This window comes from Streptomyces sp. BE20 (genome assembly GCF_036322525.1).
Taxonomy (GTDB): Bacteria; Actinomycetota; Actinomycetes; order Streptomycetales; family Streptomycetaceae; genus Kitasatospora.
In genome coordinates, this window is record NZ_JAQYWW010000939.1 from 141,739 (window position 1) to 159,984 (window position 18,246).

11 protein-coding genes are annotated in these 18,246 nt (G+C 76.6%); 4 read left to right on the top strand and 7 right to left on the bottom strand.

The features are described 5' to 3' along the window. Window positions 1-143: 143 nt before the first annotated feature. Both PUR61_RS22660 and sigK read right to left on the bottom strand, forming a co-directional pair. Window positions 144-890 carry an anti-sigma factor gene (locus PUR61_RS22660; protein ID WP_329881147.1) on the bottom strand — a complete coding sequence of 249 codons (747 nt, stop codon included), beginning with the start codon at window positions 888-890 and terminating at the stop codon, window positions 144-146. Beyond that, entirely contained in the window at window positions 887-1,447 is a 561-nt protein-coding gene (gene sigK / locus PUR61_RS22665) for an ECF RNA polymerase sigma factor SigK (protein ID WP_329881327.1), read from the bottom strand. Before sigK ends, PUR61_RS22660 begins: the two co-directional genes overlap by 4 nt. Before the next feature lie 424 nt (window positions 1,448-1,871). Between sigK and PUR61_RS22670 the strand changes: the two genes are divergently transcribed. From PUR61_RS22670 to PUR61_RS22680, 3 genes are all read left to right on the top strand, one after another. After that, window positions 1,872-2,957, top strand: coding sequence for a spore photoproduct lyase family protein (locus PUR61_RS22670; RefSeq protein WP_329881148.1), 1,086 nt, complete (start codon window positions 1,872-1,874; stop codon window positions 2,955-2,957). 167 nt (window positions 2,958-3,124) lie between these two features. Beyond that, entirely contained in the window at window positions 3,125-4,600 is a 1,476-nt protein-coding gene (locus tag PUR61_RS22675; RefSeq protein ID WP_329881328.1) for an SDR family oxidoreductase, read from the top strand. A 308-nt stretch (window positions 4,601-4,908) separates the two neighbouring features. Continuing rightward, window positions 4,909-6,924 (top strand): hypothetical protein, encoded by a 2,016-nt coding sequence (locus tag PUR61_RS22680; RefSeq protein WP_329881149.1) that lies wholly within the window; start codon window positions 4,909-4,911, stop codon window positions 6,922-6,924. Between the two features lie 75 nt (window positions 6,925-6,999). Here the strand turns inward: PUR61_RS22680 and PUR61_RS22685 are convergent, their stop codons facing one another. The 5 genes from PUR61_RS22685 to PUR61_RS22705 all read right to left on the bottom strand — a co-directional run bounded on the left by PUR61_RS22685 (window position 7,000) and on the right by PUR61_RS22705 (window position 14,377). Next, complete coding sequence (locus PUR61_RS22685; protein WP_329881151.1) at window positions 7,000-7,551, bottom strand: MarR family winged helix-turn-helix transcriptional regulator; 552 nt, start codon at window positions 7,549-7,551, stop codon at window positions 7,000-7,002. Window positions 7,552-7,700: 149 nt separating this feature from the next. Further along, entirely contained in the window at window positions 7,701-9,854 is a 2,154-nt protein-coding gene (locus PUR61_RS22690) for an MMPL family transporter (protein WP_329881152.1), read from the bottom strand. 61 nt (window positions 9,855-9,915) lie between these two features. Continuing rightward, a complete protein-coding gene (locus tag PUR61_RS22695) occupies window positions 9,916-10,308 on the bottom strand; it encodes a hypothetical protein (RefSeq protein ID WP_329881153.1) in 393 nt (130 codons plus the stop codon). A gap of 354 nt (window positions 10,309-10,662) precedes the next feature. After that, a complete protein-coding gene (locus PUR61_RS22700; RefSeq protein ID WP_329881155.1) occupies window positions 10,663-11,028 on the bottom strand; it encodes a hypothetical protein in 366 nt (121 codons plus the stop codon). Window positions 11,029-11,254: 226 nt separating this feature from the next. Next, window positions 11,255-14,377 (bottom strand): phosphocholine-specific phospholipase C, encoded by a 3,123-nt coding sequence (locus PUR61_RS22705; RefSeq protein ID WP_329881156.1) that lies wholly within the window; start codon window positions 14,375-14,377, stop codon window positions 11,255-11,257. A 549-nt stretch (window positions 14,378-14,926) separates the two neighbouring features. Between PUR61_RS22705 and PUR61_RS22710 the strand changes: the two genes are divergently transcribed. Further along, window positions 14,927-18,220 carry a non-ribosomal peptide synthetase gene (locus tag PUR61_RS22710; RefSeq protein ID WP_329881158.1) on the top strand — a complete coding sequence of 1,098 codons (3,294 nt, stop codon included), beginning with the start codon at window positions 14,927-14,929 and terminating at the stop codon, window positions 18,218-18,220. The last annotated feature ends 26 nt before the right edge of the window (window positions 18,221-18,246 follow it).

Sequence of the window (18,246 nt, forward strand, 5' to 3'; positions counted from 1 at the left end):
CGCCCGGATTGGCCCGGCAGGGGACCGGAGCCGAACCGGACCGCCGGGCGGCCACCGGTCCGGCCCCGGACCGGTGGCCGGGCGGCGGTGAAGGGCCGCCGCCCCGCGTGGACGATCGGGGCGGCGGCGGTCCCGGGCCGTCGTCAGACGAACGGCAGCAGCATGACCGGGGCCCCGGTCGGGTGCGGCGAGCCACCGGCGGGCTCGACCGTCACACCGACGCCGGCAGCCCCGGCGATCGGACCGTCGAGCAGCACCGCGCCGGTGCCCGCGGGCAACAGCCCGGCCGGCCGCATGGTGCCCGCGTCGTCGAACCAGAGCTCGTACGTCCGGTCCGGCGGCAGCGCGGGCATGCCGGCCGCCAGCAGCCCGGCCCGGCCTCGGCTCTCCGACCAGACCACGGTGGCCTTGCCCGTCCCCGCCGTCGCCGAGGCGGTCCGGACGTCCGGCGCGGTGAACAGCGAGCCGAGGGCGGCCTGCTGCTCGACCAGCCGGTCGGCCCGTGCCCGGGCCTGCCGCGCCTCGTCGTGCTGGTGGACGGCGACCCCGCCGAGCGTGGCGGCCACGGCGACCGAGGCCGCCAGCGCGAGCTTCGGCCAGTGGCGGCGCAGCCCACCGGACCGGCCGGGCCGCGCCACGGCGGCCCGGCCGGGCGGCGGGACCTGACGGACGGAACCGATGCCGCTCATCACCCGCGCCTTGAGCTCCGGCGCCGGGATCACCGTCTCGGCCGCGCCGAGACGCGCCAGGGTGGTCGCGAACTCGGCGACCTCCTGGGCGCACGACGCGCACCGGGCGAGGTGTTCCTCGAAGGCCTCGCGCTCCGGATCCGGCAGCGCGTGCGCCGCGTAGGCGCCGGTCAGCGTGTGAAGGTCCGCTCCGGTCGTCATGACGCCACCCCCAAGCAGTCGCGGAGGCGGATCAGGCCGTCCCGCATCCGGGTCTTCACCGTGCCGAGCGGGGCGGCGAGCAGATCGGCCACCTCGCGGTAGGACAGGCCGCGGTAGTAGGCGAGCGTGACGGCCTCGCGCTGCAGTTCGGTGAGCGCGCGCAGGCAGCGCCGGACCAGCTCGCGCTCCAGCCGGTTCTCGACCTGCTCCGCCACCTCGTCGAAGGCGGGCGTGTGCGACCGGGCGGCGTCCCGCCGGTCGCGGTCGGCCGCCGCCTGGGCCGCACGCACCCGGTCCACGGCGCGCCGGTGGGCCATGGTCAGCACCCAGGTCATCACCTCGCCGCGCTCCGGCTGGTAGCGGGCGGCCGTCCGCCAGACCTCCAGCAGGACCTCCTGGGCCACCTCCTCCGACTGTGCCGCGTCCCGCAGCACCCGGCGGACCAGGCCCAGGACCGGGCCGGCCACGGCGTCGTAGAGGGCCGAGAAGGCGTCCTGGTCGCCCCGGGCGGTCCGGGCCACCAGATCCCCGAGGTCCGGACCGCGCCGTCCGGGCATCGGCAGGGGCACGACGCTGCTCACGCGGCCACCCCCGGTCGCGTGGCACGGACGGGCTGGCCGCCCGGTGGGCGGTTGGTCGGCATCGTTCCTCCAGTGCCCCGGCGGCGCGGGGGCGGCCGGGACGGTCGTACGGTTGGGGCACCGGGTCTTCGAGGCCGCGTGCCCGGTGGATTGCCCCGACTTTCCGGAACGGCCTTCCCGCTTCCCGGCACGACGGTGGGCGGATCCGTCCCGGCCCCGAGGGGACGCACGGCGGTCCGGCCCGCCACGGCCCGCCACCGGCCGTCCGGACGGGCCCGCACCGGGCGGACCGAACGGCACGGGCGGACCTGACCGGACAGACCCTGCGGGGCCGGACCCGTCCACGGGGGCGCCGGCTCCGAAGATCGAACAGCATCACCCTGTCAGGAGGTCCCCGCCCGTGCCACCCGCCGTCAGGCCGCCCCGGCCGCCCCAGCCCTTCGACATCCGCTACGTCTACGCCGAGCCCGAGGCCGCCGCCTCCGTCCGGGGCCGCGAGGTGCTGGCCGGCTTCCCGCAGGCCGAGGTGATCGAGGTCCCCTCGCACTGGCAGATCCCGCACCTGCACGGCAACGCCGGCAACGTCGAGCGGTGGGCCCGGATCAAACGGGAGGTCCTGGTGCTCGGGGTGAAGAAGTCGCTGGCGGCCCGGCCCAACGGGCGTTCGGCCGACTGGATCGCGCCCAGCTCCGCCAACGGCTGCGCCCTGGCCTGCGCGTACTGCTACGTCCCCCGCCGCAAGGGCTACGCCAACCCGGTCACGCTGTTCACCAACATCGACAGGATCGTCGGGTACCTCGCCGGGCACGTCCGGCGCCAGGGCCGCAAGCCCGCGCCCAACCAGTGCGATCCCGCCGCCTGGGTCTACGACATCGGGGAGAACAACGACTGCGCGGTGGACGCCCTGCTCTGCGAGAACACCGCCGACCTGGTCCGCGCCTTCCGGCACTGGCCGACCGCCAAGGCCTCGTTCGCCACCAAGTGGGTCAACCCCGCGCTGCTCGACCTGGACCCGCGCGGCCGGACCCGGATCCGCTTCTCGGTGATGCCCCCGGCCGACGCGCGGCTGCTCGACGTCCGCGCCGCGCCCGTGCCGGACCGGATCGCGGCGGCCGGCGACTTCCTCGCGGCCGGCTACGAGGTGCACTTCAACCTGTCGCCCGTCGTGCTGCGCGCCGGCTGGCAGGCCGACTGGGCCGAGCTGCTGCGCCGGATGGACGACACCCTGCCCGCGGCGGTCAAGGCGCAGGCGGCGGCGGAGATCATCATGCTGACCCACAACCGCGCGCTCCACGAGGTCAACCTCGGCTGGCACCCCCGGGCCGAGGAGGTGCTGTGGCGCCCCGCCCTCCAGGAGCCCAAGCGGTCGCAGAACGGTGACCTGAACGTCCGCTACCGCCTCGGGGCCAAGGCCGCCGCGCTCGACGAGCTGCGAACGCTCATCGGGCGGCACGCGCCCTGGCTGCGCGTCAGGTACGCCTTCTGACCCCTGTCCCCGCCCTCCCGGGAGCCACCGTGAACGCCGACAGCACCCCCGCCGACCCGCGATCCACCGGCGGCACCGGCCCCGTCGGCGGCGGGACCGCCGCCGACGCCGCCGAGCCGGCCCCCGACCCCGCCGACGGCGGCCGGAGCGCACCCGGCCGGCTCTGCCTGGTCACCGGCGCCACCGGCTACATCGGCGGCCGGCTGGTACCGGAACTGCTCGCCGCCGGGCACTCCGTCCGCTGCCTGGCCCGCGACCCGGGCCGGCTGCGCGACCACCCCTGGCGGGCCCGGGTCGAGGCCGTCGCCGGGGACGTCACCCGGCCGGAGCGCCTCGCGGACGCCTTCGCCGGCGTCGAGGTCGCGTACTACCTGGTGCACTCGCTGGGCACCGGCCCCGGCTTCGAGGCCACCGACCGGGACGCCGCCCGGGCCTTCGGGCAGGCGGCGGCCCGGGCCGGCGTGCGGCGGATCGTCTACCTGGGCGGGCTCGTCCCCGCCGGGGTGGACCCCGACCGGCTCTCTCCGCACCTGCGCTCGCGCGCCGAGGTCGGCCGCATGCTGCGGGAGAGCGGCGTACCGACGGCCGAGCTGCGGGCCGCCGTGATCATCGGCTCCGGTTCGGCGTCGTTCGAGATGCTCCGTCACCTCACCGAACGGCTGCCGGTGATGGTCACACCCAGCTGGGTGGACACCCGGATCCAGCCGATCGCCGTCCGGGACGTGCTGCGGCTGCTGACCGGGTCGGCCACGCTGCCCCCCGAGGTGAACCGGGCGTTCGACATCGGCGGCCCGGAGGTCCTGACCTACCGCCGGATGATGGAGCGCTACGCCGCCGTCGCCGGGCTGCCGCGGCGGCTGATCGTCGCCGTGCCGGTCCTGACTCCCCGCCTCTCCAGCCACTGGGTCGGCCTGGTCACGCCGGTGCCGAACCGGATCGCCCGCCCGCTGGTGGAGTCGCTGCGGTACGAGGTGGTCTGCGCGGAACACGACCTCGTCCGCTACCTGCCGGATCCTCCCGGCGGCGCCACCGGGTTCGACGAGGCGGTCCGGCTGGCGCTGCGCCGGATCCAGGACGCGGAGGTCGTCACCCGATGGTCCTCCGCCTCCCTGCCCGGGGCGCCCAGCGACCCGCTGCCCACCGACCCTGACTGGGCGGGCGGGAGCCTCTACGAGGACGTCCGGGAGCTCCGGGTGGACGCCGGACCGGCCGCCCTCTGGCGGGTGGTGGAGGGCATCGGCGGGGAGAACGGCTGGTACTCCTTCCCCCTGGGCTGGGCACTGCGCGGCTGGCTGGACCGGCTGGTCGGCGGGGTCGGCCTGCGCCGGGGCCGCCGGGACCCGTACCGGCTGCGGGTCGGCGACTCGCTGGACTTCTGGCGGGTCGAGGAGCTCGTACCGGGCCGGCTGCTGCGGCTGCGGGCCGAGATGCGGCTGCCCGGCCTCGCCTGGCTGGAGCTGTCGGTCGGTCCCGACGGGGACGGCAGCCACTACCGGCAGCGGGCGCTGTTCCACCCGCACGGGCTGGCCGGGCACGCGTACTGGTGGTCGGTGGCGCCGTTCCACGCCGTGGTCTTCGGCGGCATGGCGCGCCGGATCACCGAGCGGGCGCAGCTGGAGGGCACCCAGGGCCACGGCGGGTGAGCCGCCACCCGGCGGGACGGGCACGGACGGCTCCCCCGATCGGCGCAACCATCACATGATCGACTCGTTGGACCCTCCGCCACCATCCATCTCACGGCTCGGGAGGGCACGTTGCTGCGACGGAACGCCGGCGGACCGGCCCGGCCGGACGAACCCGCGGGACCTGACCGGATCCGGCGGCCGGGCCGCGTCCGGGGCGGGACCGGGGGCCGCAGCGGGAGCCGGCGGCCCGACCGGGACCCCACCCGCAGCCGGACGGCCACCCGCAGCCGGCCCGGGAGGGGCGACCGGGCGCGTCCCCTCGACCGGTGGCACTGGCCGAGGCGGCGCTGGTCCGGCACTACCGCCGACTGGTCCGGCTCGCCTACCTCGCCCTGCCGGCCGACCGGGACCGGCACAGCCGGGTCCTCGCCGCGCACACCGCCGTCCAGCACGCCCTGCCGTACCGTCGCACGCGGCCCGTCGACCCCGCCGGTGCCCCCGACGAGCCCGGTGCCGACCCCGTCGACGGCGGGACGTCCGGGGACGGGACGGCCGACGGCGGGGGCCCGCTGTACGACGCCCTCCGGCTGACGGTGCTGCGCGCCGCCCTGCGCCCGCGCCCGGCGGGCCGGCTGCTGGCACCACGGGTCTGGGGACTGCGGCTGTTCACGCCGACCGGCGGCGAGGAGGACGCGGCACTCGACCGGGCCCTCGCCGAGACCGAGGCTCCCGTCCGCGCGGCGTTCGCGCTGCTCGCCGTCGAGGGGGTCGCCCCGGGCCGGGCCGCCGCGGTGCTGCAACGCGCCGGGGTCGACCACCCCGACGGAGCCGTGGACCGGGCCGCCCGGCTGCTCACCGAGCACGGGTCCGCCGCGGACGCCGGGGGCACGGCGGGGCCGGCCGCCTTCGACCCGTGCGCGGTCCGCGTCCAGCCCACCGACCTGATCCGGCGCCGCCGCACGCTGGGCGCCGTGCTCGCCGTCGCGGCACTGGCGCTCACCACCACGGCGGCCGTCCTGGGCGCCCCCGCCGCCGACCGCGCCCCGGCCGCCCGCGCCCTGCCGGTCCCGCCCGCGGGCGACGCGGCCGGACCGGCCGGGGCCGCGACGACCGACCCGGCCCGGCTGGTCCGGGTGGCCGCGGACCGCTGGCGGCGCACCGCCCGGATCGACCTCTCCGCCTGGCCCGCCCGGGGTGACCGCCTCGCCGACGCCGCCCTGCTCGGCCGGGCGCTCACCGTCTGGGCCCAGCCGGGCCCGCAGCGCCGGGCGGAACCGGGCACCGTCGCCGCCCCGCCGGCCGGACCGCCCCAGCTGCTGTTCGCCGGCACCGTCGACGGCGCCGCCGTCGTGGTGCTGTTCGACGGCCGGACGCTGGCCCGGTGGACCGACGGCCGCGGCGGCGGGCTGGACCTCGCCCGGGCGGACGGCTCCTCGGTCACCACGGCGGCGGTGGTGCTGCGCCGCCGTGGCGCCACCGCCCGCTACCTGCTCGCGCCCTGGGTCGAGGCGGCCGACAGCCGCCGGCTCGACCAGCCCGACTCCCCCGCCCGCCCGGTGGACCGGTCGGACGGCGTGACCGCGGCGCTGTCCGCACCGGACCCGTCGTCGGCCGTCTCACCGACCGCCCGGCCGGCGGGTACCTCGGCGGCCTCACCGCCCGGCGCCCCCGCCGTCCCGCCGGCCGCCGGACCGGGAACCGCCACCTGTCAGGGCGCCACCGTGCTCCAACTGCGCTCCTCCCCGGCGATCGCCGAGAAGCACGCCTTCCTCCTCGCCGACGTCGGCGGTCTCCTCCCCGCCCACCTCACCTACACGCCGCCGCCGGACCGGGCCCAGCCCGCCGGGTCACCGCGCGAGGCGGTCGGCCCGGACGCGCTCCAGGCCTGGGCGCGCGCCGGGTGCGCCGCACCGGACGGCACGCCCGGCGTCCGGCAGGTCAATCTCTGGACCTTCGCCGTGCAGCAGCTGCCGCAGAACGCGGGGACGGCGGCCTGGGTCTGCCTGCGCGCCGACCGCTGGGACGGCGAGGGCAGCGTCGCGACCGCCGTCCTGCTGCCCGGGGCCAGGACGGCGCAGCGGACCGGCGGCGGGCCCGGCCGGGCGTGCAGCCGGTTCGAACAGGACACTGTCGGCTGGACGTGGTGGCGCTCCCCGCAGGGCACCGAGTACCTGCTGGCCGCCGGAAGCCGCCGGACCGCCCGGATCGCCGTCAAGGGCCCCGACTGGTCGGCCGACCGGCCGGCGCCGGACCGCGCCGTCGCCGTCGAACGCCCGGCCCGGAGCGCCGTCACCGTGGAGGCCGTCCTGGACGGCGGGGCCCGGATCGCCCCTCCGCGCTGATCCCGGCCCGCCGTCCGGCCCCGGCCTCCCGGCCGGGGGCCGCCCGAGGGCCGGGGGCCGGGGGCCGGGGGCCGTTCAGCGCGAGTGCCGCAGCTCCTCCAGCTCGCCGGTGATCCGCCCGAGGAAGCGCGCCACGGCGGCCAGCTCGTCCGGGGTGAACTCCCCCCGTACCTCCTCGGTACGGCGCGCGACCGGCGCGAACCACTCGGCCGCCATCCGTCCCGCGCCCGGCAGGTAGTGCACCACCACGAGCCGGCGGTCGGCGGCGTCCCTGGTCCGCCGGACGTGCCCGGCCCGCTCCAGCCGGTCCAGGACGGCGGTGACCGCCCCGGAGCTGAGGCCCAGTTCCTCGCCGAGCCTCCCGGGGGTGATCCCGCCCGGGTCGCCGCCCGGCCCGGGCGCGGCCCGCATGACCGCCAGCAGCGCCTGGACGTCGGTGGTGTGCAGACCGCTGGCGGCGGCGAAACCGTGGCCGAGCAGGTTCATCTCGGAGGCGAGGTCCTGGAGCAGCCGGCCGAGCGCCGGGGTGCCGGGCGAGGAGCGGTCGCCGGCCGAGGGGTGGTCACCGGTCGGCGCCGTGCCGGGCTCCGGCCTCTCCCGCCCCTGCTGTTCCTCTTGCTCGGGCAAGGGCTCTTCTTCCGGTCGGGTACGAGCCGGTACGGGGGTTGCCCGGCGTACGGGGTGACAATCCGTTCAGCCTAACGGTGCCGCCCCGGCGCACGCTCTCGGACGCGTGCCGGGGCGGCCGGGGGTTCCGCCTCCCGGCGGGCCCGCCGTCAGACCCGTTCCACCGTCGGATCCTGCGTCGCCGGACGCGAGGCCGGCCGGCCGATCCGGGCGGGCCACCAGACGCGGTCGCCGAGGTCCCGGACCAGCGCCGGCACCAGCAGCGAGCGCACCAGCAGGGTGTCCAGCAGCACGCCGAAGGCCACGATGAAGGCGATCTGGGCGAGGAAAGCCAGCGGGATCACCCCCAGCGCGGCGAAGGTCGCGGCGAGCACCACGCCCGCCGAGGTGATCACCCCGCCGGTGGCGGTGAGCCCCCGCAGCACCCCCTCCCTCGTGCCGATGCGCAGCGCCTCCTCCCGGACCCTGGTCATCAGGAAGATGTTGTAGTCGACGCCCAGCGCGACCAGGAAGACGTACCCGTAGAGCGGCACCGACGGGTCGACGGCGGAGAAGCCGAAGACGTGCGGGAACACCACCGCGCTCACACCGAGCGTCGCCAGGTAGGAGAGCCCCACGGTGGCGGCGAGCAGCACGGGCGCGAGCAGCGAGCGCAGCAGCAGGACCAGCACGGCGAGGACGCAGAGCAGCACCACCGGGGTGATCAGTGTGCGGTCGTGGTCGGCGGTGACCCGGGTGTCGTACTGCTGGGCGGTGTACCCGCCGACCAGCGCGTCCGCGCCCGGGACGGCGTGCACGGCCTGCCGCAGGCGCTGCACGGTGGCGATCGCCTCGTCGCTGTCGGCCGGGTCCCCGAGCGTCGCCTCCAGGCGGACCCGGCCGTCCACCACCAGCGGCGGGCCGCCGGGGGCGCCGGCGGTGACGGTGCGGACGGCGGCCACGCCGGGGACGGCGGCGGCCGTGGCGACCGCCTCGGCCCGGTCGGCGGCGGCGATCACCACGGCGGGGTTCCCGCTGCCGCCGGGGAAGTGCGCGGAGAGCAGCCGCTGGCCGGCCACGGAGGGCTGGGCCTTGACGAACAGTTCGGTCTGCGGGACGCCGCCCGCGTCGAGTCCCGGGGCGAAGGCGGCCAGTGCGGCGAGGACGGCGAGGCTGCCCGCCCACAGGGCGCGCGGGCGGCGGGCGACCAGCGCCGCGATCCGCCCCCAGACGGCGTGCACCGGTGGCCGGCCGTCGGCGGCGGGCCGCGCCGGCCAGTAGGCGGCGCGGCCGGTCAGCACCAGCGCGGCGGGCAGGAACGTGAGCGCGGAGAGCACGGCGCAGCCGATGCCGATGGCGCCGACGGGACCGAGGGCCCGGTTGTTCGTGAGGTCGGAGAGGAGCAGCACCAGCAGACCGAGGGCGACGGTGGCACCGGAGGCGGCGATCGGTTCGAGCGACTGCCGCCAGGCGGTGCGCATGGCCGCGAACCGGTCGCCGTGCAGGTGCAGCTCCTCGCGGAAGCGGGCGGCGAGCAGCAGGCCGTAGTCGGTGGCGGCGCCGATGACCAGGATCGACAGCAGGCCCTGGATCTGGCCGTCGACAGTGACCAGGTCGTGGTCGGCGAGCAGGTAGACCAGCGCGCAGGCGACGCCGAGGGCGAAGACAGCGCCGAGGATGACCAGGAGCGGCAGCAGCACGCTGCGGTAGACGGCGAGCAGGATCAGCAGCACGACGCCGAGGGCGACGCCGAGCAACAGGCCGTCGATGCCGGCGAAGGCTCCGCCCAGGTCGGCGAGGATGGCGGCCGGCCCGGTCAGGCCGACGGTGGTGTCGGGTACCCGGGCGGCGAGGTCGCGGACGGCCCGGACGGTGTCCGCGGTCTCCCGGCCGAGGTCGGCGCGCAGCTGGACGACGCCCTGGAGGGCTCGGCCGTCCTCGGCGGGGACGGCGGGCGAGACCCGTCCGGTGGCTCCGGGCAGGGCCGCGGCGGCCCGGAGGGCCTGCTCGGCGACGGCGCGGCGGGTGTCGTCGACGGGGCCGGTGCGGCTCTCCCAGACGATGACGACCGGCATCGCGTCGGTGGTCCGGAACGCCTCGCCGAGGCGCGCGGCCTCGGTGGACTCGGCGCTGCGCGGCAGGAAGGCGGCCCGGTCGTTGGTGGCGACCTCCCCGAGCCGGCCCGCGTACGAGCCGAAGGCCCCGCCGAGGCCGAGCCAGACGACGAGCAGGGCGAGCGGGACCAGCAGGCGCAGGCGCCGCCGGCCACCGGGAGTGACGGGGGACGGCGCGCTCGGCGGGGCGGCGGGACGGGCAGTGGGCATGGCGGGGCGCCCTCCGGACAAGGGGCGGGTGGTGGACAGCCCGGATCCTATCTCTCGATCATCAAGAGACTTGACGCGTGGAGAGATCCCGGCCGGACGTCAGCAGGCCGGCGACGGAGAGTGCGCCCCAGCCGACCGAGACCGCGACCGCCATCACGCGGTGCCGGCGGGTCGGGAGGGCGGTGGCGAGCAGGGCGGCGTCGCCGAAGTCCGAGGCGATCCGGACGGCCGTGGCGGCGCGGAGCGCCGAGTCGTTCGGCGCCAGCGCCATGGCGAGGCCGCAGGCGGCGTCGCGGAAGGCCAGCGGGCGCACGCACGCGGCGACGGCGGCGGGGACCGAGCCGTCCGGCGCGGTGAGGCCGGACGGGCGGGCGAGCAGGGCGGGGCGGCGGGCGACGGCGAGACCGTAGACGGCGGTGGCGGCGCCGGTGAGGCGGAGCAGGCGCTGGTTCATGGCGGGACCTCCCGGGTCGGCGACAGGGGCGCTCGGGGCTGGTTCGGGGGCGGATCAGGGGCGAGTCGGGCTGCGCGGCACGCAGGCACACCCGGTGGTTCGGAGCGGCGGGCCGCCCGGACGGGTCGGATCGCCGGCCGTCCGGACCGACCGGAGCCCACTGCGGCCCGTCCGGAGAAGTGTCCCCCGGCGCCGCGCCGTCCGGGCTGCCGCCACGTCGCCCCGACCCGGGCCCCGACCCGACCCGGCCCGGCGCGGGCCGACGCGGGCCGACGCGGGCCGGTCGGCCCCGAACAGGCGACGGCCCACCGGTCCCGCACCGGTGGGCCGTCGCCGCTCGCGCGCGGGCGGTCGTCAGGCGATGCGCTTGAGCTGCCAGGAGTTGTTGTTGAAGCTCGGGGTGACCGAGTAGCGGCAGCTGCTGCTGTAGAAGGCGCTGACCTCGACCCAGCCGGACGGCGGCAGCGCCGAGGAGCAGACGTTCACGGTGGTGCCGATCGGGTAGCCGGTCAGCTGCATGATCCTTCGGCTGTTCGGGTTGAAGCCCGGGCCGCAGGCGTAGCTGTTCCACCACTGGACGTCGGCCCAGCCGCTCGGGGTGAACTGGCTGTTGCAGACGTCCTGGGTGTCGCCGGGGGCGGCGTGCGCGGTGGTCGCCGTCAGGGTGAGCGCGGCGGCGGCGGCGCCGAGGGTCAGGGCGGCGGCGCGGAGACGGGACACGAGGCGGCTCCTCTCGCGGGTGCGGGCGGTCCGCACCGGCCCCCCTTTCCTACCGGTGAGGGGGCGGCTGCGGACAGTGACTTTCCGGTCCGGTCCGCCGCGCCCCGGGACGGGTTTCCGCCTGTTGACAGCGCCCGGCGACGGCGGACGGCCCGCCCGCGCCCCGGGGCGGGGGTGCGGACGGGCCGTCGGGCCCGCGGCCGGGAAGCCGGCCGGCGGGGAGAGGTCAGCCGGTGATGGGCTTGGTGTCGAGACGGACGTGGTCGACGGCCCAGAACCAGTTGTTGCCGGCGTCGTACATCCGGAACTTCAGGGTGACCGTGCGGGCGCCCGCCGGGACGGCGAACTTCCGGGTCACGAAGGTGTTCTGGACGTCCTTGCCGGCGTTGTCGTTGCCGGTCGCGTCCGAGCTGTAGTGGACCAGCCGGACCTCGGAGCCGTCGTCGAACACGGCGCTGACCGCGGCCTTCTGCGGCGCCTCCTGGCGGTAGTGCGAGTCGAAGGCCAGGTGCAGGGTCGTGGTGCCGGCCGGGACGGGCACGGCGGGTGAGACCAGGGTGGAGTCGAAGACGCCCTTGCGTGACGGCGAGCCGGTGTCGTCCCAGTCGTCCGGGTCGGCGACGGCCAGGATGCCGAGGCCGCGGGTGAAGTTGCCGCGGTCCTGGCCGGCCGGGGTGGACCAGGCACGCTTGGTGTGGAAGGTCCACCCCTGGAGCCGAGTGGTGCCCTGCGGCATCGCCGGCGCGTTGACCACCGACCAGCCCTGCGGCGCCTGCGGCGTCCAGCCGAGGACACCGGAGATCGGCTGGAGCGCGCCGGCCAGCGACTCGAAGTCCTCGCCGAGCAGGTGGCCGGCCATCACCGGCGCGGTGCGGGCGGCGATCTCGCCGTCGGCGACGGCGAACCGGTTGTCGGCCAGCGCCCGGGCGGTGACCAGGATCCGGTGGGTGGCACCGTCCGGCAGCTGGGCCGGCGGGGTGACGTCCCACTCCGCGGTGGCGGTGGCGCCCGCCGCGAGCGCGGCCGGCGGCGCGGTGACGGCGGCGACCGTCCAGCCGGCCGGGACGACCGGCTGCGCCTCGATCGAGGTCAGCGCGGCGGTGGCGGTGAAGCGCGCGGTGACCCGGGCCGGGCGGCCGGGCAGCAGGATCGCCTCGTCGATGGTCGTCGACGCGGCCTTGAGGGCGACGTCCAGCGCCAGCGGGTCGGTCAGGCCCATCGCCGGGTCGGTGAACAGGTGCTCGCCGTCCCAGGGGAAGCGGCCGGCGATCCGGCGGCGGAAGGAGACGTCGCCGCGCAGGCCCACCGCCACGTCGTACCAGCCCTCGGAGCCGACCTTGACGTTGACGGTCTTGTCGTCGCCGGCCGCGACCCGGACCTCGCGCAGCCCGTCGCCGTAGGCGAGGTCGCCGACCAGGAAGGTCTGGGCGGTGCGCGAGCGGTTGATCACGTCCACCTCCAGGACCTTGCCGTTCTGCTCCTCGGAGAGCGAGATCTCGTAGGTGGAGGCGAGGTCGCCGCGCAGGTGCCAGAAGGCGCCGTTGGGGCCGTGCACCCGCAGGTCGTAGCCGTCCTGGCCGACCGTCCACACGTCGGAGAGGCGGCTCTTCGCGCCGACCGTGTAGTGGCGCGGCGCGGCACCGGGGGCGGGGTAGACGGCGAAGACGGCGCCCTGCTTGCCCTGGTTGACGAAGTCGACGGTCAGCTGGTCGCCCTTCAGCCGGGGCTTGACCAGCAGGTTGTACGGGGCCGGGCGGGCCGCGCGGGTGCCGCGCTGCTGCTGCGGGAACGTCTGCGGGTTGGGCACGGTCGGCGCGGGCAGCTTGCCGGTGTCGACGACCTTCTGCCGGTTGCCGCTGGTGTCCGGCAGCTGCGGCCAGCGCGGGTCGCGCCCCGAGAAGTCGAAGAGGTTGGTGAGGTCGCCGCAGACCGACCGGCGCCAGGGGCTGATGTTGGGCTCCTGGATGCCGAAGCGCTGCTCCAGGAAGCGCAGCACCGAGGTGTGGTCGTAGACGGTGGAGTCCACCACGCCGCCACGGGTCCACGGCGAGACGACGATCATCGGCACCCGGACGCCGAGGCCCATCGGGTACGGGCCGGAGACCAGGGTCTCCCCGGCGGGCAGCGTGTCGGACCAGGCGAGCGAGCCGTCGGCCGCCTTCACCCGGTACTTGCCCTCCTGACTGACCACCCGGTGGTAGGTGGAGCCGCCCTTGCTCACCCGGACGACCACCTCGCCGTCGACCGACACGGTGGACTTGCCGCGGCCGGCGGCCAGCGGCGGGACGGGGGGCAGCTGGTGGTCGAAGAAGCCGCCGTGCTCGTCGTAGTTGAGGATGAAGACGGTCTTCTCCCACACCTCCGGCTTGGCGGCCAGCGCGGCCAGCAGCCGGGCCGTCAGGTGCTCGCCGTTCGGCGGGGCGTAGTTGGCGTGCTCGGAGAGCGCGGCGGGGGCGACGATCCACGACACCTGGGGCAGCGTGTCGGCCTGGATGTCGGCGGCGAAGGCCTCGACCAGGGCGTCGCCCATCGCGAACGGGTCGCTCTTCTTGGCCGGGTCGCCGACGGCGCGCATGCCGCGCTCGTACAGCGGCTCACCGGGCTTGGCCTTGACGAAGGGGGCGAACCAGGCGAGCGCGTTGTCGTCGAAGTTGTCCAGCGCCTGGTAGGTCTTCCAGCTGATGCCGGCCCGCTCCAGCCGCTCGGCGTAGGTGGTCCACTCGTAGCCGCCGGGGATCTCGGTGTTGTCGGTCACCGGGGTGTCCCGTACGGTGCCGCCGCTGGTCCCGGTCATCAGGTGCTCGCGGTTGGTGTTGGTGTTGCACTGCACCGACGCGTAGTAGGCGTCACAGGTGGTGAACACCGAGGCGAGCGCGTTGTAGAACGGCATGTCGGCGGACTCGTAGTAGCCCTGGCCGAGCCAGCCGCCGGAGCGGCGGGTGACCGAGCCGTCGGCGCGGCCGTCGTTCCAGGCGTTCATCGAGTCGACGAAGCCGAACGCGGGGGCGCCCTGCTGGTACGCGTTGGTGTGCGCGGCGTTCATCGGGAAGGGCAGCAGGTGGCCCTCCTTGCGGCTCGGGTCGGGCTGGTGGAACACCGAGCGCCCGTTGACCCCGCGCACCGCCGTCCGGTCGCCGAAGCCGCGCACGCCGGGCAGCGTGCCGAAGTAGTGGTCGAAGGCGCGGTTCTCCTGCATGAACACCACGACGTGCTGGATGTCCGCCAGGCGGCCGGGCTTGGCCGGCGCGGCCAGCGCCTCGCGGACGCTGAGGGGGAGGGCGGACAGCACGGCGGCGGCCGCCGCGCCACCGAGCAGGGTGCGGCGCGACAGTTCGGGCTTCGGACTCATCGGGGGTGACTCCTTGTACACGGGCACTGGGCCTCCGTTCGGCCCAGACCCGTTATGTCTATGGCCCCGAGATGGACGGGAACGGACCCGTTCGATGGCGCTTCGATGACGGACAGTGAACCCAGAGCTGTACAGACAACTTGGCCCGACTTGACACCCCCTGCGGAGGCGCCCGCGGGCGCCTCCGCACCGGCCTCCGCACCCCGCCCGGAGCGCGGCCCAGCTGGCACGTCACAGAAGGTAGTTGACGAACCGTTGGACTGTCCGGGCCAGGTCGTGGACAACCCTTGACGAGGCATGTGGTCTGTGGAAATCTCTCGGCAGGTCCAGGCCAATGATCTTCCGACGGGGGAGGGGATCGAACCGCCTGACGCATCAGGGGGGAAACCTGGGAGTCGGGTCGGCCTTGCCACAGCGGCCTGCCGACCGGTCCGAGGAGCGGGCCGGGCACCACTCGGCAGCCGCGCCGTCCACCCGGGCCGCACCGTCGCGGCCCCGCTCGGACGCGTGTCACGCAGCTCCGTCTCCGACTCCCGAATCGAGCACGCCATGTCCGACTCCCCCGCCGCACCCGGCCCTGTCGCCACCTCGGAGGAACCCGCGAGAACGGCGCACACCCCGGCACCGACCGGGAGCCCCGCCTCCCCGGCCCAGCACGGGATCTGGCTGACCAGCCGGCTGACCCGCACGCCGGAGACCTTCCACCTCGCGCTGCGGTTCTCCTTCGACCGGGTCGACACCGGCGCCCTGGAACGGGCGGTCACCGCCACCGTCGGCCGCCGTCCGGCCCTCGCCTCCGCCCTGGTCGAGCGGGACGGCCTGGTCCGACTGGTCCCGGCCGCGAGCACGCCCGCCCTCACCGTGGTCGACACGACGGCCGACACCCGTGACGGCCTGGCCAAGCGGCTGACCGAGGAGATCACCCTCCCGTTCGACCTCGCCACCGGACCGCTCGCGCGCTTCACCCTGCACCGGCGGCCCGACGGCGCGGCGGAGCTGCTGGTGGTGGCCCACCACGCGGTGTTCGACGGCAACTCCAAGGACGTGCTGGCCGCCGACCTCGCCGCCGCCTACACCGCCGAGCACGCCGCCCGGCACGGCGGGGCGCCCGGCCCGGCCGCCGGCACCGGTTCGGAAGGCCCCGGCACGGCCGACGCCGCCGCGGTCGCCGACGGCGCTCCGGCCGGCCCCGACCCCGACCTCGTCCGTCGGGCCGCCGCGTTCCACGGCCCCCGCTGGGCCGCCGCCACCGAGCCGGTCCTGCCCCACGGTCCGCGGGCCACCACCGACGCCGGGCCGGGCGAGGCCGTCACCTGGCGGCTCGACGGCCCCGGCCGCGCCGCCCTGGCCGACGCCGCGCGCGACAGCGGGGTCACCGTCTTCGAGTTCCTGCTCGCCGCCCTGCACGGCCTGCTCCGGCGCTACGGCGGCGAGTCGGTGCCGGTCGCCGTCCCCTTCGCCACCCGCCGTCCGGACCGGCCCGGCGAGATCGGCGTCTTCGTCAACGAGCTGCCGGTGTACGCCCCGGCCGACGCCGGCGAGGAGAGCACGTTCGCGCAGTACGCGCAGGCCGTCCGCGCCGAGGTCCGGCTGACCTCCGCCCACCGCGCCGTCCCGTTCGGCGAGGCCGTGCCCGGGCTCACCCCCCGGGTCGGGCTGGCGCCGGTGTCGTTCGGCTACCGCCGGCGCACCGCCGCCGACCCGGTCTTCCCGGGCAGCGCCACCCGGATCGACTGGACGGTGTTCCACCACGCGTCCCGCAACACGCTCCACCTCCAGGCGGTCGAGGACGCCGAGGCCGTCGTGTTCTCCCTCCAGCACGACCCGGCCGTCCTCGCACCGCACGCCGCCCGGCGGATCGCCGGACACCTGGCCTGCCTGCTCGCCGGCGCCACGGCCGACCCCGCCACCGTGCTCGGCGACCTGCCGCTGCTCGACGCCTCCGAGGAACATCTCGTCACCACCGGGTGGAACGAGACCGCCTGCGCCTACCCCGCCGACCGGACCGTGCTCGACCTGGTCCGCGAGCGCGCCGCCGCCACGCCGGACGCCGTCGCCGTGGTGGCCGGCGTGGAACGCCTGACCTACCGGGAGCTCCTGCGGCGCGCCGACCGGCTGGCCGACGCCCTGTCCGCCGCGGGCGTCGGCCGGGACGACCTGGTCGGGTTGCACCTGAGCCGCACCGCCGACCTGCCCGCCGCCCTGCTCGCCGTGCACGCGGTCGGCGCCGGCTACCTGCCGCTCGACCCCGGCTACCCGGCCGAGCGGCTCGCGTTCGTCCTGGCCGACTCCGGCGCCGTCCTGCTCCTGGCCGACCGCGAACCGGCCCCCGAGGTCGCGGCAGCGGCACCCCGGGTGCTCCGGCCGGCCGAAGCCGCGTCCGCGCCCGGGGCCCACCCCGCGCCCGGCGCCGGGGCCGACCGCGCACGCCCGGCCGGCGGGGCGGCCACGGACGGCGGAACCGCGCCGGGCCGACTCGCCTACGTGCTCTACACCTCCGGCTCCACCGGCCGCCCCAAGGGCGTCGAGATCGGCCACCGCGCGCTGGTCAACCTGCTCTCGGCCTTCGCCGACCGGCTCGGCTCCGCGCCCCGGGACGTCTGGCTCGGCCTCACCTCCCTCTCGTTCGACATCTCCGCCCTCGAACTGCTGCTGCCGCTGGTCACCGGCGGGCGGCTGGTGCTGGCGCCGGACGGCCTCGCCGTCGACGGACCGGGCCTGCGGGCCCTGATCGAGCGCGAGGGCGTCACCCACGTCCAGGCCACCCCCTCGGGCTGGCGGGTCCTGATCGGCGCCGGCCCGCTGCCGTCCGGCCTGACCGGCCTGGCCGGCGGGGAGGCCCTGCCGCTGCCGCTGGCCCGGGACCTCCGGGCGGGCACGGACCGTCTGTTCAACGTCTACGGGCCGACCGAGACCACCATCTGGTCGACCTGCGCCGAGATACCCTCCGGTCCGGAGGCCGTCCGGATCGGCCGGCCGATCGCCAACACCCGGGCCTACGTGCTGGACCGGCGGCGCAGGCCGCTCCCGATCGGCGTGCCGGGCGAGCTGCACCTCGGCGGGGACGGGGTGGCCGAGGGCTACCTCGGCCGCCCCGGGCTGACCGCCGAACGCTTCGTCGAGGACCCGTTCGATGCCGCCCGCACCTCCGGCACCGGCGGCCGGCTGTACCGGACCGGGGACCTCGCGGCCTGGACCGCCGACGGCGAGCTGGAGTTCCTCGGGCGGCTCGACGACCAGGTCAAGATCCGCGGCCACCGGATCGAGCTCGGCGAGATCGAGGCGGCGCTGCTGGCCCACCCCGGCGTCGCCGAGGCCGCCGCGGCCGTCCGCCAGGGGGACGACGGCGAGCCGTTCGTGGCCGGCTACCTCGTCCCCGCGACCGGGACCGCCGCCCCGGACGCCGCCCCCGACACCGCCCCCGACGCCGCCGAGCTGCGCGCCTTCCTCCAGAGGCTGCTGCCCGCCGCCGCGGTCCCCCAGCGCTTCGCGGTGCTCGACCGGCTGCCCCTGACGCCCAACGGCAAGCTGGACCGCCGGGCCCTGCCCGTCCCGCCGGTGCCGGTCGGCACGCCCGCCGGGGCCGCGGGCACGGCCGAGGGAGCAGGGTCCGAGGAGCGCGACGAGGTGCTCACGGCCGTCCTCGGCGTCTGGGCCGAGGTGCTCGGGCTGCCCGACCTGGGGCCCGAGGAGGATCTGTTCGAACTCGGCGGACACTCCCTGACGATCATTCAGATCACCGCCAGGATCCGCGACCTGCTCGGCGTCGAGCTCGACTTCGACGTCTTCTTCGCGACTCCCACCCCGCTCGGCATCGCCGCGGCCGTCCGCGAACTGCGCTGACCTTCCCGGGCGGCGCGCGCTCCACC

Bases quoted from the DNA above. Each gene is read 5' to 3' on its own strand.
- PUR61_RS22660 (WP_329881147.1), bottom strand. From the start codon at position 890: ATGACGACCGGAGCGGACCTTCACACGCTGACCGGCGCCTACGCGGCG.
- PUR61_RS22710 (WP_329881158.1), top strand. From the start codon at position 14,927: ATGTCCGACTCCCCCGCCGCACCCGGCCCTGTCGCCACCTCGGAGGAA.
- PUR61_RS22705 (WP_329881156.1), bottom strand. From the start codon at position 14,377: ATGAGTCCGAAGCCCGAACTGTCGCGCCGCACCCTGCTCGGTGGCGCG.
- PUR61_RS22695 (WP_329881153.1), bottom strand. From the start codon at position 10,308: ATGAACCAGCGCCTGCTCCGCCTCACCGGCGCCGCCACCGCCGTCTAC.
- sigK (WP_329881327.1), bottom strand. From the start codon at position 1,447: ATGCCCGGACGGCGCGGTCCGGACCTCGGGGATCTGGTGGCCCGGACC.
- PUR61_RS22690 (WP_329881152.1), bottom strand. From the start codon at position 9,854: ATGCCCACTGCCCGTCCCGCCGCCCCGCCGAGCGCGCCGTCCCCCGTC.